Below are 20,669 nucleotides of genomic sequence, written 5' to 3'. Positions count from 1 at the left end.
TGCTATGTGCTTAGCCGTTAAGCCAGTCTTTGGAGGTCAAATAATAATCGGTCAATTTGGCTTCTTCACTGCCGGGCTCGACTTGATAGTCATAAGTCCAACGAACTTCTGGCGGCAAGGACATTAAAATCGACTCAGTTCGACCCGCTCCGCTTTGCAAACCAAAATGTGTGCCTCGGTCAAACACCAAGTTAAATTCCACATAACGACCACGACGATGCAGCTGGAAATCACGCTGCTGCTCAGTAAAAGGCAGGTGCTTACGACGCTCCAAAATAGGCACATACGCTTTACTATAAGCATCGCCCACCGCACGCATCATACCGAAACCGTGCTCGAAGCTACCTTCGTTAAAATCATCGTAAAACAAACCACCGATGCCACGTGGCTCGCCACGGTGCTTAAGGTAAAAGTACTCATCGCACCATGTTTTAAAGCGCTGATAATAGCCTTCACCAAATGGTTCCACAGCGTCAAAAGCCGCTTGGTGCCAATCTACACAGTCTTCATCAAAACCGTAATAAGGGGTTAAATCAAAGCCGCCACCAAACCACCAAACTGGCTCCATGCCTTCTTTATGTACGATAAACAAACGCACATTGGCGTGGGAAGTCGGGGCCATTGGATTTTTAGGGTGAATCACCAGCGATACGCCCATGGCTTCAAAGCTTCCGCCGGCCAATTCTGGGCGATCCGCGGTCGCTGATGGCGGCAAATGATCTCCCATCACATGGGAAAAATTCACGCCGCCTTTTTCAATCACCTGACCATCGGCGATCACTCGCGTACGACCACCGCCACCGTTAGGACGATCCCATGCATCTTCGCTGAAACGACGTTCAGGCTCAACGCCTTCTAACGCTTGGCAAATCTGATCTTGCAAGGAGAGCAGGTAGGTTTTAACCGCCGCAATGTCAAGGCGGGTAAGGGAAGCGTTTGTATTGTCTGACATGAAGAACTCCATCACGTTTGGTTCGGCCTACTACTCTAGAACAGGCAATCGATGAGCCGCAGTTCATCATTGATGAATAAAATATTATGAAGAAGAGAAGAGGTTTCTCGATAAAAAAACCTCTTATACAACAACGTTATTTTTGAATTTGTTTTTTAGCTTATGGTTTAAGCTACTTTCTTAATCTAGTAAAGCTTAGTGCCGTCAGGTCGGCTGCGCAGCAGATTGAGAATCCACATGTATTGCTCAGGGTGCTCAACAATCAGCGCTTCCATGGCTTGGTTCATGGTAATAGCATCTTGCTCTTCATCTCCTGTGGGGAAATTTTCTAACGCGGGCAAAATAAACAGTTCATATTTGCCGTTTTTCGCGTTGTACGTCGGCAACATAGGTACCACAACCCCTTTTGTCAGCTTGGCAAATTTGCCTAGCCCTTTCATGGTCGCTTTGGTTTCGCCAAAGAAAGGCACAAAGACAGAATGTTGTGGCCCTAGGTCTTCGTCCGGCAAGTAATACCCCAAATAGCCCTCTTTAACGGACTTCAAAAAAGGCTTAATACCGGCCGATCTAGGGTAAATTTTTCCACCAAATTGCATCCGTTGTTTGTGAATTAGCCAGTCAGCAATCTCATTTTTCTGCGGTTTCATCATGGTCGAGACTTGATAGCCTTTTGCGGCAATCATCACCGCGGCATAATCAATCGCCCAACAATGGGGAACCAAGGCGATGATTTTTTCACCGCGATCCAATAAGGGCAATAAATGCTCTTCGCCAATCATCACACCTTTCGCTTGGTTGTGCTTCTTGCTGCGCACCAACAAACCCGCATAGCCAAGAAAGTACTGCACGGCGGTTTCAAAGCAGCGAGTCAAAATGTCTTCGCGCTCTTCAAGTGATTTTTCTGGAAAGCAGTGTTGTAAATTAAGGCGAGCACGCTTTAATGCACTGTTGTTTCGTTTCACCAAAATATGAGCGATCTTAGTGCCAACTTTATCGCGCAGACGAAAAGGAACAAACGCTATCAAGGCGGCAAAAAAAAGACCGACCCAAGTCAACCAGTGTTGAGGAAGAAGAAAGCGCCACTTAAAAGTAGGGTTATGTAAATGTTTATCTGTTGTGCTCATATTGAACAATGTCTTACTTAAATGAAATTAGCCCACATAGTACAACAAGCCTGTATTAGCCTCAAAATAACCACGCTATTTAAATCATCAAATTGCTCATGATAAGACATCATTTGCCATTTTTCAGCCTGCTTATTCGCTTGGCTGACGCCACGGAGAAGCCACTTTTTCATACCAAGCTAACTCACCCGTCGCCTGCACAAGCACAGATGCACCATGCAAGGTGGCGACAAATTGACCCGCGCGATCACGAGCGGCGTCTTCTGGTAAATTTTCTAGGCGCATAAATACTTTTGTCAGCCAGCCTAATTTTACTTGATAGAAGTCTGCCAATGATTGGCTCACCGCCTCGGACAGTAGATGTTTATCCGCCGTCAGCATGGTGCAGATACTCATACTGTGACGTTCGACATTTTTCGATCTAAAGCCATCAATAAAATGATTAAGCGTTGTTCTAGCGTCAAAATCATCCACTTCAGGGTCCGCTAGAATGGCTTGAAATTCATCGGTAAAACGCATCATCACAGCGACCACAAGGTCCGCCTTTGTCGGGTAGTGATAATGAACGCTAGCGCTTTTGATGCCGACCTCTTCGGCAATATCTCGAAAGCTAAACGCGCTATAGCCACCTCTAACAATCGCGGCCTCGGCGGCGTTCATGATTTTATTTTTCGTGTCCGTACTAGAGGGACGCTTGTTTAAAAAAATATTTTTCGCAGTCATTAGTAATATTCACTTTTATTCACCTATCTATAGGTAGGTATTCTATTGACCTTGGTGAAAGTAACAAGTTATATTTGCACCTATCTTGTGATAGGTAGATATTTACCTTGCATCCTTTTTTACCCTCAACCCATAGGGGACATGTAATGAAATACGATCTTTTGGTTCTAGGTAGTGGTCCTGGTGGTTATGCTGCCGCCTTTCGTGCAGCTGATCTTGGACTGTCTGTTGCAATGGTCGAGCGTCATGATCGAATTGGTGGCGTTTGTTTGAACGTTGGTTGTATCCCATCAAAGGCGCTGTTGCACATTGCCGGTAAAATCCGCATCGCTGACGAGCCAAGCCACGGAGTTGAATACCCTAAACCAAAAATCGATTTAGAGGCCGTTCGTCATCACCGCCAATCCACGGTCGATACACTCACCGGAAACTTGGCGCTTATGGCAAAAGGCCGAAAAGTAGCGGTGCTTCAAGGGGAAGGGGTATTTGACTCAACGCATTCCATCGTCGTTAGTAAAGATGGCAAAGACGAGAAAGTTGAATTCGAAAACGCCATTATTGCAGTTGGCTCTCGCGCCATTCGCTTGCCTTTCGTACCTTACGATGACCCACGTATTTTAGACGCCACCAGCGCGTTGCAATTAGAACGCATTCCTGAACATTTATTGGTACTGGGCGGCGGTATCATTGGCTTGGAAATGGCCACTGTCTACCAATCTCTCGGTGCAAAAATCACCGTCGCAGAGTTAGGTGATCAGATCATGACTGGGGCAGATAAAGACCTAGTACGTGTTTTTGAGCAAGCCAACAAAGATCGCATGACGTTTTTGACACAAACTCAAGTAACCAATATTGAAGCAACGCCTGAAGCGCTGAACATCACCTTGCAAGACAAAGACGGCGCTCGTAACCTCGCCGTGGATGCCGTGCTTGTGGCGGTAGGCCGTTCTCCTAATGGTCGCAAAGCTGGTATTCCAGAAATCGGTGTTGAGCTAGACGAGCGCGGTTTTGTGCTAACGGATACTCAATGTAAAACCTCTGTGGCAAATATTTTTGCCATTGGCGATGTCACTCATGGCCCTATGCTTGCGCATAAAGCGTCGCATCAAGGTCATGTTGCCGCTGAAGTGATTGCTGGGCATAAAGTCGATTTCCAGCCGCTTGCCATCCCTTCCATTGCGTATACTTTCCCAGAAGTCGCTTGGGTGGGTTTAACGGAAACAGAAGCGAAAAAGCAAAAAATTGCGGTTAAATCAGCCGTTTTTCCATGGACTGCAAGCGGTCGAGCTATTGCCTCTGGCGTAACCCAAGGTAAAACCAAGCTGATTTATGATGAAGACAGCCAACGCGTTCTCGGTGCTGGTATTGTTGGCTCTCATGCTGGTGAGCTATTGGGTGAATTAACCTTGGCGATCGAATTTGGCGCTACATTAGAAGACATAGCCTTAACCATCCACGCTCACCCAAGCTTACACGAAAGTGTTGGTTTAGCCGCTGAGTTAGGGGCGGGGACTATTACTGACTTGCCAAATAAGAAACGTCGTTAATTTCTTTTGCAACGAACCCATCGAGTATTTTCATGGGTTCGTTTTTGTCTCAGCCTTCACAAAAACGCCTCCGCTTACAATTTTATGACAATAAGCGGCATCTAAAAACGCAATACTCAATACCTCAGCCTATCGTTTGTTGTATATTTAATATGCAATTAGATTGCTCCAATCAATCCCTCAGCTAAACAATACAAGGCGAGGATCATCAATTGGGCAGGATTTACGGGGAACATGGCATGATGAAAATAGCAGAGAATAATCAGGTAGCGCAGTTAGAAAGCTTGTTAGAAGGTGCGCCTGTGGCAATCGCGGTCTTCGATACTGACTCAAACCAAACCCTGCTACTCAATGACGCTTTTCGCCAATCGTTCGGCTATACAAAAACGGATATTCCAGACATTAATAGCTGGTACACCAAGTCCTTTTCTCTTCCCCATGCAAAAGAACACATCCTGCAACCATGGTTAGCGCAAATCGCGCTTGATAACGCATCGAATAGACCTGCTACCCGCATAGAAACAAGTCTACGCGACAAAAATAACCGAGTTCGACAGGTTAGCTTGTCATTAACCTTGTTCGAAGGAAAAAAGGTTTTTTATGTACAGGACATCACGGATCACTTAGTCATTGAACAACGCTTAAAAGTACGCAGTAATATGCTCGAAATGGTGGCCAAAAGCTCGTCCCTTAAAGATGTCCTCACCGTCATAGTCCAACAAGTACAAAGAGAAAGTCCACCGTCGCTGTGCAGCGTTTTATTATTCGACAAACAAGGACAATGCCTGTCATTAGGGGCGGCGCCAGACCTCCCTGGATTTTACAGCCAAGCGATCAATGGTATTAAAATAGGCCCTGCCATTGGCTCTTGTGGTGCCGCGGCTTACCATGAACAACGCATCATTGTTGAAGACATTAGCACGCATTTGAATTGGCACAAGTTTACCGATCTTGCGCGGGCGGCAGAGCTAAACTCCTGCTGGTCGGAGCCTATTTTTTCTTCAGATGGCTTATTACTTGGCACCTTTGCCATTTATAACAGTCCGTCGCCCACACCAAGATTAAAAGACATTGAACAAATTCAGTTCGCCAGTAACTTGGCAAGCATTGCCATAGAAAACCACAACGCGCACCAAGAGCTGGAACACCGGGCGTATTTTGATTATTTAACCGGCCTCGCCAATCGCCGCTCCTTTTTTGAGCTCAGTAGCTCAATGCTACAACAAGCCTCGGCGTTAAAAGAAAATTGTGCGCTTTTGATGATGGACGTCGATCACTTTAAAAAAATAAACGACATTCATGGTCATGACCACGGCGATCTAGTATTACAGCATCTGGCTCGAAACAGCCTTGTTAACCTGCCAGAGAGTGCGGTATTAGGGCGTATTGGTGGTGAAGAATTCGCTATTTTATTACCCGATACCGACCGAGCAACCACCCTAGAAGTTGCAGAATCTCTACGCGAGTCACTCGCGGCAGACGGCTTAACCAGCCATGATAAACAAACGATTTATTACACGGTGTCTCTTGGAGTGACTTTCAGCTGCGGGATGCATTGTTATATTGATGAATTGCTCCGAGAAGCCGACACTGCGCTTTACAAAGCCAAACAGACCGGCCGAAATCGCGTCTGTACGTTCAATGACTGCTAGAGACGTTTCTTAGCCTTCTCACCAGCCTCTACTCGCTCTTTGATGCTAGCTCACATAGATAATATGCTGCTCGTTATCGTAACTAAAATTCAGACGGATCAGGATTTGGGGCGCTTCAATATGCAACTTAGAAACAAGGCTAGACGTGCCGATCTCGGCCTTCTTCGCCAGCGCCTTTAACTGCTTCTCAAGCATGACCCAAGCAAGCTCATCCCGTGATTCATCCATGTTAAAGATGGATTGAGAGGTCGTCCGTAAACAAGCAAAATAAGTCAACGAATTCGCTTTAATATCCAGCTGATCATCACCTTCTACTTCGACATAACTCAACCCGAAACCTTCAAGCTGTTGCTTTAAATGTACTTTCCACTGCCGCATAAATTGTTCTAAGTAAGAAAAAGACACCGCTCCACCCTAATCACAAAATATTAATACTAGCCATTCTAACGATTACCCGTGTCAGTCGTAATCTGCTATCTTGCAAGAAAACGATAAATGGATTTTTAATAATAAGCGCCATTCAATAAACATTCATCATTAATGGAGAAAGGCATGAGCGATACCATCACTCTGAGCTTGGCAGAAGTACGTGAACTAAGCGAAAGCATTCTAATGGACAACGGTTTCAGTGACGATCACGCTAAGTCTATTACCGATGTCATCGCGGCTTGCCAGCAAGACGACTGTCATTCTCATGGCCTATTTCGTCTTCTCATGTGTACCCAAAGTATGAAAATCGGCCGTATTAGTGGCTCGGCCAAACCAACGATCGTGGATGCCGCGCCATCTGTCGTAAAAGCTGATGCAAACGGTGGTATTTCATTATTGGCGCTGGATGCCGCCTTGCCATTATTGATTGAAAAAGCGAAAAAGAATGGGATTGCGGCGTTGGCGATTAACCATTGCTTCCACTTCTCTGCCTTATGGCCTGAAGTCGAGAAACTGTCAGCCGTTGGGTTAGCCGGTTTGGCGATGGTACCTAGCCATGCATGGGTCGCACCCGCAGGCGGAAAACGCGGTACGCTTGGCACCAATCCGCTGGCCTTTAGTTGGCCGCGCCAAGGAACGAATCCATTTACGTTTGATTTTGCCACCAGCCAATTCGCACGCGGTGAAATAGAACTTTATCGCCGAGCTGGAAAACCACTTCCTGAGGGCGTAGCGATTGATAAAGACGGTAATCCAACCACAGACGCACAAGCCGCGATGGATGGCTCCATGCTGACGTTTGGGGATTATAAAGGCTCGGCGTTGTCGATTATGATCGAGCTGCTCGCCGGCCCTTTAATTGATGATTTAACCAGTAAAGAGAGCATGGAAGCCGCTAACGGACAACCTGAGGCGCCGTATCATGGAGAAATTATTATCGCTTTTGACCCTAATCTATTAAGCGGCGGTAATGTCCCAGCCAACAATGATAGAGCGGAGCGTTTGTTTGCCGATATTATTGAACAAGGTGCTCGTCTACCATCACAACGTCGCTATCAAGCACGTGAGCGGAACCTAGCTAGAAATGCCGTAGACATTCCAAAAACACTTTATAATGATCTTTTAAAACTTAAGAATTAGATTAAGTAACAATCACTTAATCATCAAAACTAAAACCCATGTCTGGCAAGAAGTCCTCATGCTGAGGGTTTAGTCTTTTCTAAAGGTAAGCGTACTTTACCAGCAACCACGGCTATTGCACCTTAGTGAGTCAATTCAAAACCTACTCACTAAGGTCTACAAAGCAGACCTATTATTCAATTAATCCTCTCCAGAATTTTATCCATCATTGTTGTTTTCATCAGATTCCTCGCGATATTTGGCGACGATATAAACCAGTTGATTCACATTAAAACCAGAAAGATACGTCTACAACCACTTTTGTAGTATTGGGCTTTGAACGGATACTTTTAGTAAAAAGTCATCAAAAACAAAGAAGACCACTTATGTTTGATTGTTTTTTGATCACAATGTTTGAGAAACTTCAAACATTGCGTTGATAGCTTTTCATTTTTCTATTCCAGCGCTTTATCTACTATCAAAGAACGCGGTTATTACTACCTTAACGGCACTTTACAACAATTCTCCGCAGCGAGTTTGGAGTCATTTATGTCAGTACAGTTAACACAGCCAACTCTTCTTAAAAGCCAGTCTTATATTGGTGGCGAATGGGTGTCTTCGGCATCAGGTAAGACCTTTGCAATTACCAATCCATCAAATGGCGAACACCTGATTGATGTGCAAGATTTGGGCGCGCAAGAGACAACGCAAGCGGTTGAAGTCGCTGCCGTGGCTCAAAAAGAATGGCAAGCTCGTACGGCTAAAGAAAGAGCGACATTAATGCGCCGTTGGAATCAACTGATTCTAGACAATCAAGACGACCTCGCCACGCTCATGACATTAGAACAAGGTAAGCCCTTTGCAGAAGCAAAAGGCGAAGTATTGTACGGCGCGTCCTTCATTGACTGGTTCGCCGACGAAGCCCGTCGTCTAAATGGCGATACTATTCCTACCTTTGCCAAAGACAAACGCGTATTGACTATCAAACAACCTATTGGTGTGGTTGCGGCGATTACGCCGTGGAACTTTCCAATAGCAATGATCACTCGTAAAGCAGGGCCAGCCTTGGCTGCGGGTTGTGCGATCATCATCAAACCGTCTGATGAAACGCCTTTATCCGCGCTTGCTTTAGCGGAACTTGCGCATCAAGCAGGCATTCCAGCCGGTGTGCTAAACGTTGTTGTGGGTACCGATGCGAAAGCCATTGGTGGCGTCCTAACAGGTCATCCTACGGTGCGTAAATTGTCTTTTACAGGCTCAACACCAGTAGGGAAGTTACTGCTTTCTCAATGCGCACAAACGGTAAAACGCACGTCGATGGAACTCGGTGGCAACGCACCTTTTATCGTTTTCGATGACGCTGATCTAGACGCAGCAGTAGAAGGGGCGATTGCTTCTAAATACCGTAATGCAGGTCAAACCTGTGTATGTGCAAACCGCTTATTGATCCAAGAAGGTGTTTACGATGCCTTTGCTGAGAAATTAGCGAAGCGAGTGGCGGAGTTCAAAACAGGAGATGGCTTTTCAGAGGGCGTAGCTATCGGCCCATTAATCAATAATGCGGCCATCGGAAAAGTCGAAACACTCGTCAACGATGCGATCGAAAAAGGGGCGAAGGCGATTATTGGTGGGGCTAAATCCAGCGTCGGCGAACGCTTTTTTGAGCCAACCATTTTGACCGGCGTCACTGACAAGATGGACATTTTCTCTAATGAGATTTTTGGTCCGGTTGCGCCATTATTTAAGTTTAAAACGGAAGAAGAAGCCGTTGCTATGGCAAACAATACCCCTTTTGGTTTGGCTTCGTACTTCTATTCCCAAAATATCGCGCGTATTTGGCGTGTTTCTGAAGCCTTGGAATACGGCATGGTCGGTATTAATGAAGGTCTTATTTCCACTGAAGTTGCGCCATTTGGTGGTGTAAAAGAGTCTGGTAGTGGTCGTGAAGGTTCTTCATACGGTATCGATGAATACGTTGAAATTAAATACATGTGCATGGGCGGTTTGGCTTAAGCCATTCCATTAGTACCACTAATTTATCCTATTTAATAAGTAGAGGCCGCGTATCACACGCCGCGTTTCGATTATTGAGCATACTCTAAAAGGTGAAAGTTAAAATGAACAACGCAGATTTACAAAAACGCAAAGACAGTGCGATCGCTCGTGGTCAAGGCAACATGGCTCCTATTTATATTGACCATGCTCTAAATTCGGAAATTTGGGATGTTGAAGGCAAGCGCCATATTGATTTTGGTGCCGGTATTGCCGTCGTCAACACAGGTCATAACCATCCTAAAGTAAAAGCGGCGGTGCAAGCACAGCTTGAACGCTTCACTCACACCTGCTTAACAATTACGCCTTATGAGTCAGCTGTGATTTTGGCTGAAAAGTTAAATGCAGTGGCTCCTGGTGATACACCGAAAAAGTCCATGTTTGTCACTACTGGTGCAGAAGCGGTAGAGAACTGCGTGAAAATCGCTCGCGCTTACACGGGACGTCCTGGTGTGATTGCGTTTAATGGTGGCTTTCATGGTCGTACTAATATGACCATGGGTCTAACAGGAAAAGTGAATCCATATAAAATTGGCTTTGGACCTTTTCCAAGCGATATTTATCATATTCCTTATCCAAATGACTACCTTGGAATCACTGAAGAGCAAGCACTTACTGACCTAGAAGAACGCTTTCTTTGTGATATTGAGCCTGCCCGTGTTGCTGCCATCATCATCGAGCCAGTGCAGGGTGAGGGTGGTTTCTACCAAGCGTCTGCAAGCTTCTTACAAACGCTTCGTAAACTGTGTGATAAACATGGCATATTATTAATTCTAGATGAAATACAGTCTGGTTTTGCACGAACTGGGACTATGTTCTGCCACGAGCAAGCAGGCATCGAAGCGGATCTGATGACAACAGCAAAAGGTATTGCTGGAGGCTACCCTCTCGCCGCGGTTGTTGGTAAAGCAGACATAATGGATGCGCCAATTCCTGGAGGTTTAGGAGGTACTTATGGTGGTTCTCCTGTCGGCTGTGCCGCTGCTTTGGCTGTTTTTGATATCATCGAAGAAGCACAGCTGTGCACTCGAGCAACACAAATAGGCAATCAATTTGTAGAGCATTTACAAGGTCTTCAAGCGGAATACCCACACATTATTGGCGATATTCGTAATGCTGGAGCCATGATCGCTGTCGAATTTGTACACGATGGAGATGTGAATAAACCTTATCCAGAGATGGCCAAGAAGCTATCTGCTAAAGCCGCTGAAAATGGTTTGGTGTTACTGTCTTGTGGTATTCGTGGCAACGTCATTCGTTTCTTGCCAGCACTGACCATCGAAACTGACATTATTGAAGAAGGCATGGCGATCTTTAAACGTTGCTTTGCTGAACTTGCTTAAACAAAATATCGAGTGACTACCCACATGATAAGCCACTTAACAGGCTTAGTTTAAAGCAATGCAATTACCTCCCTTTTGCCGCCGTGCCCCATAGCACGGCGGTTTTTTTATGCTTAAAAAGCATACAACAAATCAGTACGCTGCATTTTCAGCGCCGTTTCGTGCTTTCTATTCGTTCCTTCTATAAAAACCCAATCAAACGCTTAACTGTTTTCGGCGTCGATATGAGAACATACCGTACAGAACGACACTTTTATGCATACTTATTCAGAAGTTTGTGTCTTTTATCTATGTTATGATTTGCCGGAAAATCACCTAAGAATGGCATTTATATGACGGCTATCGATTACCAACCTAAAAAAACATTACGCTGGAGCCTAAAAATGAGCAGCGTTGTGCTGCTGATTATTTATGCGATTGGAACCCGTTACTACACCAATGTTCCCTTACCTACCGACCTATTAGGGTACAGTTATTTTCTGTCTGCTTATGTAGGGCACTTTGGCTTTCTTGCCATTGCCGCTTGGCTGTTAATAGCGCTGCCTATTAGTCTTGTCATTCCCAACCAATGGCTTGCCCGGACGTTAATTACGCTGGCGTCCATTTTTATTGTGGCGTCATAATAACAAGCCGGTTCCAGCGAAAAGAACCATGGCGGGCATTATCTTTTTGTATTTGATTGCCAATTTTATTCATATTTGGGCCTCTGCACAGAATCTACAAAGTTTGACTCGTTACGATGCAGGCTTACCTATTTTTTACCCTGCCACAGCCAATGGCTTTATGGCACGACACGGCTGGATCAATCACGAGGCGCAAAAAGCCAACGCAGCGATCAAACTGAAGCACAATCAATCAACCATTAGCTACCCATTGAGACCGCTAGCGATTACACCACCAATACAGCCGATGAACATTCTTATCATTGCTCTAGATTGCTGGCGCAGCGATGATATGAACGCACGTAATACACCAAATATGTGGGCCATGGCACAACAATCCACCGTGTACGAAAACCATTACAGCGGCGGTAATGCGACCCAAACTGGGATTTTCTCGCTTTTCTATGGTCTACCCGGTAAATATTGGAACGCCATGCTGGGAAACAAGAAATCCCCCGTGTTGATGGACGTTATGAAAGAGCAAGGCTATGACTTTGGTATTTTTGGTAGCGCCGGCTTAACTAGCCCCGCTTTCAACGAAACCGTGTTTCGTAACGTAGATAATTTGCGCCTTTACTCAACAGGGAATTCTCCAATTTCTCGTGATACAAACACGACTCAAGATTACCTTAATTGGATGCAGCAGCATCAAACAAACAAGCCAAACACACCGTTCTTCAGTTTTATTTTCTACGATGCGCCACATGGTTATTCCGTCGATAAAAGTCAGCCTATGCCTTTCCAGCCAGACGAAGACATGGACTACCTAACACTGACTAATAACACCGACCCAACGCCGTATCATAACCGTTACCGTAACGCCGTGTACCAAGACGATCTTCTGGTAGGAAAAGTTATGGCTGACCTTAAAAAGCGTGGTCTATTAGACAATACTATTGTGGTTTTCACTGGCGATCATGGACAAGAGTTTAACGACAACAAACACAACTTTTGGGGCCACTCAAGTAACTTTACTGCGGCGCAAACGCACGTTCCTTTCATTATGTATTGGCCAAACAAACCGGCCAAAATCGTTGAAAAGACCACTACGCACTTTGGACTCGCTCCAACCTTGCTTAAATATGCCCTAGGGGTAACAAACGATGAGCGCGATTACTCAATAGGAGGAGATCTAATCGACGTGCAGCCAAAGCCGTGGCGATTAGTAAGCAGTTATCATAATTTCGCTATCATCGATAACAACCAAATCATTCTTTCGGATTACAACAGCAAACTGCAGGTCTATGACATGCATATGAACAAAGTAGAAAAACCTGAGTTGAATTACAGCCATATGGCAGAAGCAATGGACGAACTGAGCCGATTCTACAAATAACCCCGACGCAGCCGAAATAAAGTAATACGCCGCGTCTTAGTTAATAAGGCGCGGCGTTTAACTCTTGAAAGGCTTGTGTAAGAAGGTTAAGAAACAGTTCTTGTGGTTTATTAGGTTGAGATGACTTTTTGCAGATGACCGCTACGCCTAACGTATAAGAACGATGTTGTGGCGCTACTTTTACTATCTTGCCTTGTTCAACATAAGGCTGGGCGTACAAGTCAGGTAAAAAACCAATGTATTTACCAGACAAAATCAGCGCAAGACGACTGTCGTAGAAGTAAGACACGGCGGTCATATTCATCCTCGCAATCTGATTACTGATCGCTTCATGGGGTTTCAATCCTGCGTGAGTCGCCGGATAGAGATCCGCTGTGCTGTCTTGCTCTGCCTCTGACATGCTCGCTAATAGGTGATCACTGCCACAATACAAATAACAAACATCACGATAAAGATGGATATAATCCAAGCCTTCTAGCTTACGATGGTAGGGAATAAAGCCTATATCAGCCTCATCATTGAGTATCATACGTTCGATATTCGACATAGACGCCACATTGGTCGTGATAGAGACTTCTGGGGCTTCATTAGAAAAACGTTCAATCAGTTCTGGAAAATGGCTACGAGGGTCCAAACTAACCTTATCAGATAAAGCGATTCTTAATTTCCCAGTCAGACTGGCATTAAGATTGTTCACCGTGGTTCGAAAAGCATCCAAAGAATCTAATAAATTCTCTGTCATTTGATAAATCACAACGCCTTCTTCAGTCAAAGAAAAGCCGCCACGTCCACGCTTACAAAGCACCAAGTTTAGACGCGATTCTAGGTTGGATATATGCAAACTGATGGTTGAGCGACCGATGTTCAACGCTGTTTCTGCCGCCGAAAAACCACCGCAATCCACCACAGTTTTAAACACCTTTAATTGCTTTATCTCATAATCGCCGACTTGACCCAATGAGTAATTTTTTGCGCTCATGGCAACTCATTCCTCTGCTTTATATTCATCTGTGCCAAGTATTCTCTTATACCGCTTAAAAGAAGGCGAGCGTTATCCGCCTTTACTTTTCTACTCTGATGTATGAACACAAAAAAGGCGACTCAATGAGTCGCCTTTGATCAATTAATATATACAATAAGTGAGTACACACTTACTTTATAATTTATGCTTTATAGCGTTTCAGAATCAATGCTGCGTTGACACCACCAAATCCAAAGCCGTTTGAAAGTACATATTCCACGTCTTTTTTACGCGCCACTAGTGGCACTAGGTCTAAGTCTTCCATACCTTCGTCTGGCTCGTGCAAGTTCAAGGTGGGCGGAAGAGTAGAGGTCAAGATAGCTTGCGCACTGAAGATACTTTCAATCCCGCCAGCAGCACCTAATAAGTGACCTGTTGCCGATTTAGTCGATGAGATTGCGACGTCTTTAATGCCTTCACCAAAAATACTGCGTAGGGCGTTAATTTCACCACGGTCGCCCACAGGCGTCGAGGTAGCGTGGGCGTTCACGTAGCCTATTTTACTTGGCTCCAGATTCGCCATTTTCAGCGCTTGCTTCACTGCACGCGCGGCGCCTTCGCCACTTTCAGGGCCAGACGTTAAATGGTAAGCATCGCCACTGGTGCCGTAACCGACAATTTCGACAAGTGGTATGGCACCACGCTCTAACGCGTGCTCCAAGGTTTCAATCACCAATAGACCAGAACCTTCACCCATAACAAAGCCATCACGGTCCTTACTGAACGGTCGCGATGCGTGCTCTGGCGCTTCATTCAGTGTAGACAAAGCTTTCAACGCACCAAAGCCAGCCAATGACAATGGATCGATGCAGGCTTCTGTACCACCTGCTAACGCCACTTTTGCTTCACCGGTCAACAACATACGAACGGCATCGCCAATCGCCTGAACACCCGCAGCACAGGCTGTCACTGGCGTGCCTAAAGGGCCTTTGAAACCGTATTTGATTGAGACATTCCCGGCCGCTAAATTGGCTAAAAAAGAGGGCACCGTAAATGGCGACAAGCGCCTTGGACCTTGCGCGTCCAATATTTTTTGAGCATTTGTTAGTGCTGGCAAACCACCGATGCCAGTGCCAATAATGGTCGCGGTCGCTTCTTTGTCTTCCTCCGACGTTGGGAACCAATTTGCTTGCGTCAGCGCTTCGTCGGCGGCGGCCAACGCAAACAAGGTAAATAAATCGATGCGTTTACGCTCTTTTGGCGTCATATAGTCTGCTTCATTCAGACCATTTTCTTGCTCGGTATGGCTCGGTACTTGTCCTGCTATTTGAGTTGCTAATGGCTCAGAACCATCTAGAGCCAAGCGGCGAATACCAGATTCGCCTTTGGTAATGCGATCCCAGACAGCATTCACTCCCAAGCCTAAAGGAGATACCAAGCCCATGCCTGTGATAACAATTCTTTGCTTGATTGACATAAGAAAACCTCTTTTACTTTCGACTCAAGGAAACATGACATGATAAAGTAGCGCTATATATGATCAAGATAATATTTAGGAGACTAAATATGCCTTACACGCTAAAACACAAAGAACAAACCCGTCAGCGAATTTTGCAAACGGCCGCTAAGTTATTTTGTACCTATGGATTTGACCGCGTTACGCTAGATCAAATCATGAAAAAGGCCAACATGACCCATGGGGCTTTTTATGCTCATTTCTCGGGTAAAAGCAGTCTATATGAAGCCGCATTGCAACTTGCTGCCTCCCATTCATTTTGGGCACGCAGAGAGAAGCAATCGGAGAATAAAGAGACTCATATTAAAGCACTCCTCACTCGCTATCTTAGCTGGACAAGAAATAGCGGTGACTCTCCATCCCCATTAGAGTTTTTGGTCACTGATGCAGCACACAAAGAAGAAAAGGTTCGCAAGGCCTACCAAGCATGCTTTGATAGTCTGGTAGATAGGCTAACGATCATTCTTAAAAAACAAGGCAGTACAGGTGATGTAAAAGACCTTGCGGAAGAAACCGTTGTCTCGTTAGTAGGAACAGTCGCCATTGCTCGTTCCATCACTCAGCCATTACAAAGAGATTTTTTAAAACGCGCCCAATCACGCATTTTTAATAGAATCAATTTGGCAATTCAAGACACTAAAATTGTCTCAGATAAATGTTAAAAACTAAATCTGATTAACGCCAACTAGAAGAGTAATCGAGTGATTACTCTTCTTCATCAGAATTTCTTTTCTGATACCAAGCCAACACATTAGGTGCAATTTCTGGCCCTGATACGAAGAAATGGCCATTAAGCAGTGACTCTCTTTGGTTATATTTAAATGGTTTGCCTTTTGACGATACCAACATACCTCCGGCGGCTTCGACTATCGCTTGTTGTGCTGCGGTATCCCATTCACTCGTTGGCCCACGGCGTAGATGTAAATCTGCAACACCCTCGGCAATACGACATGCCTTGATAGAGCTCCCTTTGGGAATTTCACGTACCGATTCATAGATGTTTTTCAAATCTTGTTTTAATGCAACAGGAAGAGAGGGACCATGGCTACGACTCGTCATTGCTATTAATGGCGTATTAGGTTTACGGACACTAATAGGCTCAATATCCTTGCCATGCCATTTAACCGCCCCAAGAGGCAACCCTCGCCAACTTTTAGTAACGCCAAAGTAACCTTCAGATGTCGTTGGTAAATAGACCATGCCAATGATTGGCACGCCATTTTCAACCAACGCAATATTAATACTGAATTCACCATTGCGTTTAATAAATTCTTTAGTGCCATCTAAAGGATCAACTATCCATAATAGTGGCCATTGAGAGCGCTCTTCAAAAGGGACCACGCCTTCTTCTGATAAAACGGGCACCTCTGGCGCCATGGCATATAAACCCGCTAAGATGGTTTGATGTGCTGCAATATCAGCCGCCGTTACCGGACTATGGTCTGATTTCTGCTCAATGCCTAAATCAGCACGCTGATAAATTTCCATGATCACATCAGCAGCATCGTGTATTATTTTTTGTAACGCTTGGAAAATAGGGTGATGATTTACATCCCGCATAACAGCCTCGAACATGACAATAATCAAAATTGGGTTAATACGTAACTTATGAGTAAAGCAGAAAAACAACCAGCATCACAAGCAGTACGTCTAGATAAATGGCTTTGGGCCGCACGATTTTTTAAAACTCGCTCTCTTTGCAAAGATGCGATAGACGGCGGCAAGGTTTCTTACAACGGTAGTAAGGGCAAAGCCAGTCGTAACGTAGAAGTGGGAGCGCTTATTGGCTTACGTCTTGGTTGGGATGAAAAAACCATCGAGATCAAAACAATCAGCGGACAACGCCGCGGAGCACCAGAAGCACAACTCTTGTACGAAGAAACATCAGAGTCTATTGAGAAACGCGAAAAGAAAGCTCTCGAACACAAATCCTTTGGTGGTCGTATTATGTCCGACCATAAGCCGAACAAGAAAGAACGCCGAGACATTAAACAACTCAAAAAAGACATGTTTAGTGGTACAGAGTAGCCCATTCAATAGACATCATATATTACAGGCTTTTCAGCACCGCATGTAAGCACCGTTTTTATTTTCGATGCATTGACTTAGTTCCAGCTCCATAAGCGCTTGCATCATTGAAGCGGCGTTTATCTGAGTGTGTCGTATAAGTGAATCGAAATCCATAGCCTGCGCTTCAACCTCTAGCACCTTCACTATGGCACGAGCACTTGCGGATAAATGCAAAGGAAGGGGGTTCATTTTAGGCTCTTCGATCAAAGACTCCACGACCTCTTTATTAGAACTTGGTTGTTTTATAGATGTTTCCCGTGAAACATTTGCCTTCTTTTTAACCATTAAAGCCTTCTTGTTATTGCCAGTTTCCTCGTTAGAGTAGGGTAGGATTTCCTCCAAAATATCTTCCACGTGACGAACTAGTATCGCTCCTTGGCGTATCAACTGATGGCAACCTTCGGCCTGAATATCTTTAACTCGACCAGGTAAAGCAAAAACATCACGGTTCTGTTGCACCGCATAATTTGCACTGATCAAAGATCCACTTTTTGGTGATGCTTCAGTAACAAGAATACCTAAACTCAGACCACTAATAATTCTATTTCTAGGTGGAAAAAGATGAGGACGAACATCTGTCATCAAAGGGTATTCACTAACCAAGCATCCGCCATGCGATAAAATATCTTGAAATAATGCCTTATTTTGTTTTGGGTAGTGGTTTAGTAAACCCGTTCCCATTACGGCAATAGTGGGTGTTGATTGTGCCTCTAAAGCACCTTGGTGAGCGGCAGTATCAATACCTCTTGCACCACCACTGACAATAGCAATGCCCCGGTGCGATAACTGGCTCGCTAATTGTCGAGTCGCTTCACGTCCATACCCAGTACAATGCCGCGCGCCGACAATGCCTAATTTGGGATAGGAAAAACTGGTTAAGTCACCATCGACATAAAGGAATGCGGGCGCTACAGCTATCTCTTTTAAATCGCTAGGATAAGCAGGGTTACTTTGCAGTAAGAGGTGATGAGCATCGGCTTCAAGCCATTCTAAACTGACTTGTTTTTTTTGAGTTTGTTCTTCAGATAAAGTGCCATGATCTAGATACGCCATCGCTTCACGAGCTGTCACCTCAGGCCATTTCAATTGCCTTAGCAGCTCATAGACAATGGTATCGGGTAAATCATCAACGGTCTGTTCATCAGAAAATAAATCCCACTCGTGGGACTGATCTAACTGATCAAAATAAGTAAACAGACGAGAAAGTCGGGAAGGACCTATACCCGTCAAAAAACTCAAACACAGCCAATTCTCTTGACTGAGCCCACCGATCAAACGCGAAGAAGTTGTCATATTGTGTGCATCCTTGCCATTCAATAAAATAGATATAACAATAATTTGGAAACAGACCATTCCTTGGTCTCATTTAAAAATCCCACTTTCACCATGAAAAGTCTAGGATAGGTTAATACTATTAAGCCGATTTATTAGAATTGCTTAAAAAACCGGCATCTCAGCAATGCCCATCTTGATGACTTGCGTTACAATATAGCTAAGACAAAGAGTCGAGACCAAAAGCGTCTCGGCCGACGAATAAAAGACATATTGGAAAAGATCATGGCCGTTTTAACTATACTAGAATACCCAGACCCGCGCCTACGTAAAGTCGCAAAACCTATTACCGAATTTACCGATGCACTACAAATCCAAATCGATGACATGATAGAAACCATGTACGAAGATAAAGGTTTAGGTCTAGCTGCAACGCAAGTTGATTACCATCATCGCCTTGTTGTGATGGACTTCTCAGAAGATCATAGTGAGCCTATTGTGTTCATTAACCCCGAATTTGAAGTAATCAACGATGAGCCTAATGAGTACCAAGAAGGCTGTTTATCCGTGCCTGGTTTTTATGAACATATTTACCGTGCAGCGGAAGTTGTCGTCAAAGCGTTGGATCGACACGGAAAACCGTTTGAAATGAAAGTAGATGAGCTAATGGCCGTTTGCGTACAACACGAAGTAGATCATTTAGACGGCAAACTAATGGTAGATTACCTATCACCATTAAAACGAAATCGTATTAAAACGAAATTAGTCAAAGCGCAGAAAAACGCCGCGAAACCTTAAAGCTGATTGTTTTCGCTTCAATGCCAAGCTTTTCTTAAGTGCGAGAGTACTGAAAGAAAGGTTACCGTTGAACAAATGAATACCCGTTTAGTAAATCAGGCTTCGGCCTGATTTTTTCGTTAAGGAAACAAAATGACCACCTCTCCACTTCGTATTGTATTTGCAGGCACACCCGAATTTGCCGCCATCAGTCTTCAAGCTTTATTAGATAGCCAAGAACAAAACCACTATCAGTTGGTTGGCGTTTACACGCAGCCAGATCGTCCCGCTGGCCGTGGTCATAAGTTAGTAGCGAGCCCAGTTAAACAATTGGCGCTTGAGCATGATATTCCAGTATTCCAACCAGTTAACTTTAAATCGGAAGAAGACAAGGCCGCTCTTGAAGCACTCAACGCCGACATTATGATAGTCGCGGCTTATGGGATTATTTTACCGAAAGCCGTACTCGACACGCCAAAGTTAGGTTGCCTTAACGTCCATGGCTCCATCTTGCCTCGCTGGCGTGGGGCTGCACCTATACATCGTGCGCTCATCGCTGGGGATGAAACGACTGGCATCACTATTATGCAAATGGATGTTGGTCTAGACACAGGTGATATGCTGCTGAAAGCTTATTGCGATATCAAGCCAACAGATACTTCGTCAAGCTTGCACGATCATCTAGCTAAACTCGGTGGCGTAGCATTGGTTGAAGCATTGGAGAAACTCAAAAAAGGCGAGCTTGTTGCAGAGAAACAGGATGACAGTTTAAGTAACTATGCAGCTAAACTCACCAAGCAAGAAGGAGAGCTTCAGTGGTCACAATCAGCAGAGCTCATCGAACGTCAGGTGCGTGGTTTGTCTCCTTGGCCGTCTGCTTTCACTCAAAGCAGCGAAGGCGTAATGAAAATTCATGCAGCAGAATTAACCAGCGTCGAATCCGATAGTGCAACACCGGGTGAGATTCTAGTCGTCAGTAAAGAGGGTGTTATTGTTGCAACAGGGCAAGGCTGCATTCGAATCACGGACGTACAGTTTGCCGGCGGCAAGCGCATAAAAGTACAAGATGCCTTAAACGGTAAACACAAAGCGGCCTTACAAATTGGCCAACGCTTCGGCTTAGTAGAGTAATTA

At 44.9% G+C, this 20,669-nt stretch carries 19 protein-coding genes; 11 read left to right on the top strand and 8 right to left on the bottom strand.

Annotation, left to right across the window (positions count from 1 at the left end):
* Nucleotides 1-10: 10 nt before the first annotated feature.
* The 3 genes from hemF to E0D70_RS02440 all read right to left on the bottom strand — a co-directional run bounded on the left by hemF (nucleotide 11) and on the right by E0D70_RS02440 (nucleotide 2,799).
* A complete protein-coding gene (hemF, locus tag E0D70_RS02450) occupies nucleotides 11-952 on the bottom strand; it encodes an oxygen-dependent coproporphyrinogen oxidase (protein ID WP_133010692.1) in 942 nt (313 codons plus the stop codon).
* A gap of 185 nt (nucleotides 953-1,137) precedes the next feature.
* Complete coding sequence (gene lpxM / locus E0D70_RS02445) at nucleotides 1,138-2,076, bottom strand: lauroyl-Kdo(2)-lipid IV(A) myristoyltransferase (RefSeq protein ID WP_133010691.1); 939 nt, start codon at nucleotides 2,074-2,076, stop codon at nucleotides 1,138-1,140.
* 132 nt (nucleotides 2,077-2,208) lie between these two features.
* Complete coding sequence (locus E0D70_RS02440) at nucleotides 2,209-2,799, bottom strand: TetR/AcrR family transcriptional regulator (protein WP_133010690.1); 591 nt, start codon at nucleotides 2,797-2,799, stop codon at nucleotides 2,209-2,211.
* A gap of 146 nt (nucleotides 2,800-2,945) precedes the next feature.
* On the opposite strand from E0D70_RS02440, the gene lpdA reads away from it, so the two are divergent.
* Both lpdA and E0D70_RS02430 read left to right on the top strand, forming a co-directional pair.
* Nucleotides 2,946-4,346 carry a dihydrolipoyl dehydrogenase gene (gene lpdA / locus E0D70_RS02435; protein ID WP_133010689.1) on the top strand — a complete coding sequence of 467 codons (1,401 nt, stop codon included), beginning with the start codon at nucleotides 2,946-2,948 and terminating at the stop codon, nucleotides 4,344-4,346.
* 239 nt (nucleotides 4,347-4,585) lie between these two features.
* Complete coding sequence (locus E0D70_RS02430) at nucleotides 4,586-5,998, top strand: diguanylate cyclase (protein WP_240536942.1); 1,413 nt, start codon at nucleotides 4,586-4,588, stop codon at nucleotides 5,996-5,998.
* Between the two features lie 45 nt (nucleotides 5,999-6,043).
* Here E0D70_RS02430 and E0D70_RS02425 read toward each other — a convergent pair whose 3' ends face one another.
* A complete protein-coding gene (locus E0D70_RS02425) occupies nucleotides 6,044-6,376 on the bottom strand; it encodes a hypothetical protein (RefSeq protein ID WP_133010688.1) in 333 nt (110 codons plus the stop codon).
* Nucleotides 6,377-6,550: 174 nt separating this feature from the next.
* Between E0D70_RS02425 and E0D70_RS02420 the strand changes: the two genes are divergently transcribed.
* The 5 genes from E0D70_RS02420 (at nucleotide 6,551) to E0D70_RS02400 (ending at nucleotide 12,939) form a co-directional block, all read left to right on the top strand.
* Nucleotides 6,551-7,567, top strand: a complete 1,017-nt coding sequence (locus E0D70_RS02420) for an Ldh family oxidoreductase (protein WP_133010687.1) — start codon at nucleotides 6,551-6,553, stop codon at nucleotides 7,565-7,567.
* A gap of 528 nt (nucleotides 7,568-8,095) precedes the next feature.
* Nucleotides 8,096-9,559 carry an NAD-dependent succinate-semialdehyde dehydrogenase gene (locus tag E0D70_RS02415; protein WP_133010686.1) on the top strand — a complete coding sequence of 488 codons (1,464 nt, stop codon included), beginning with the start codon at nucleotides 8,096-8,098 and terminating at the stop codon, nucleotides 9,557-9,559.
* A 104-nt stretch (nucleotides 9,560-9,663) separates the two neighbouring features.
* A complete protein-coding gene (gene gabT, locus E0D70_RS02410) occupies nucleotides 9,664-10,941 on the top strand; it encodes a 4-aminobutyrate--2-oxoglutarate transaminase (protein WP_133010685.1) in 1,278 nt (425 codons plus the stop codon).
* A 332-nt stretch (nucleotides 10,942-11,273) separates the two neighbouring features.
* Nucleotides 11,274-11,564: a DUF3413 domain-containing protein gene (locus E0D70_RS02405; protein ID WP_133010684.1), complete on the top strand. Its 291-nt coding sequence runs from the start codon at nucleotides 11,274-11,276 to the stop codon at nucleotides 11,562-11,564.
* Nucleotides 11,551-12,939, top strand: coding sequence for a sulfatase-like hydrolase/transferase (locus E0D70_RS02400; RefSeq protein WP_133010683.1), 1,389 nt, complete (start codon nucleotides 11,551-11,553; stop codon nucleotides 12,937-12,939). Before E0D70_RS02405 ends, E0D70_RS02400 begins: the two co-directional genes overlap by 14 nt.
* 40 nt (nucleotides 12,940-12,979) lie before the next feature.
* Here the strand turns inward: E0D70_RS02400 and E0D70_RS02395 are convergent, their stop codons facing one another.
* The gene (locus tag E0D70_RS02395; RefSeq protein WP_133010682.1) at nucleotides 12,980-13,918 is read right to left on the bottom strand and encodes a LysR family transcriptional regulator; all 939 of its coding nucleotides are present in this window, start codon (nucleotides 13,916-13,918) and stop codon (nucleotides 12,980-12,982) included.
* Between the two features lie 184 nt (nucleotides 13,919-14,102).
* Nucleotides 14,103-15,377: a beta-ketoacyl-ACP synthase II gene (gene fabF, locus E0D70_RS02390; RefSeq protein ID WP_133010681.1), complete on the bottom strand. Its 1,275-nt coding sequence runs from the start codon at nucleotides 15,375-15,377 to the stop codon at nucleotides 14,103-14,105.
* A gap of 89 nt (nucleotides 15,378-15,466) precedes the next feature.
* Between fabF and E0D70_RS02385 the strand changes: the two genes are divergently transcribed.
* Complete coding sequence (locus E0D70_RS02385) at nucleotides 15,467-16,078, top strand: TetR/AcrR family transcriptional regulator (RefSeq protein WP_133010680.1); 612 nt, start codon at nucleotides 15,467-15,469, stop codon at nucleotides 16,076-16,078.
* A gap of 43 nt (nucleotides 16,079-16,121) precedes the next feature.
* Here E0D70_RS02385 and cysQ read toward each other — a convergent pair whose 3' ends face one another.
* Complete coding sequence (gene cysQ, locus E0D70_RS02380; RefSeq protein ID WP_133010679.1) at nucleotides 16,122-16,976, bottom strand: 3'(2'),5'-bisphosphate nucleotidase CysQ; 855 nt, start codon at nucleotides 16,974-16,976, stop codon at nucleotides 16,122-16,124.
* Nucleotides 16,977-17,024: 48 nt separating this feature from the next.
* Here cysQ and E0D70_RS02375 point away from each other — a divergent pair, with 48 nt between their 5' ends.
* Nucleotides 17,025-17,444, top strand: a complete 420-nt coding sequence (locus tag E0D70_RS02375) for an RNA-binding S4 domain-containing protein (protein WP_133010678.1) — start codon at nucleotides 17,025-17,027, stop codon at nucleotides 17,442-17,444.
* Between the two features lie 33 nt (nucleotides 17,445-17,477).
* Here E0D70_RS02375 and dprA read toward each other — a convergent pair whose 3' ends face one another.
* Nucleotides 17,478-18,779: a DNA-processing protein DprA gene (dprA, locus tag E0D70_RS02370; protein ID WP_133010677.1), complete on the bottom strand. Its 1,302-nt coding sequence runs from the start codon at nucleotides 18,777-18,779 to the stop codon at nucleotides 17,478-17,480.
* Between the two features lie 264 nt (nucleotides 18,780-19,043).
* On the opposite strand from dprA, the gene def reads away from it, so the two are divergent.
* Entirely contained in the window at nucleotides 19,044-19,556 is a 513-nt protein-coding gene (gene def / locus E0D70_RS02365) for a peptide deformylase (protein ID WP_133010676.1), read from the top strand.
* A 132-nt stretch (nucleotides 19,557-19,688) separates the two neighbouring features.
* A complete protein-coding gene (fmt, locus tag E0D70_RS02360) occupies nucleotides 19,689-20,666 on the top strand; it encodes a methionyl-tRNA formyltransferase (RefSeq protein WP_133010675.1) in 978 nt (325 codons plus the stop codon).
* The last annotated feature ends 3 nt before the right edge of the window (nucleotides 20,667-20,669 follow it).

This window comes from Marinomonas flavescens, assembly GCF_004352835.1.
GTDB lineage: Bacteria > Pseudomonadota > Gammaproteobacteria > Pseudomonadales > Marinomonadaceae > Marinomonas > Marinomonas flavescens.
The sequence above is the reverse complement of the archived record's forward strand: the minus strand, read 5'-3'. Positions and strand labels throughout refer to the sequence as shown.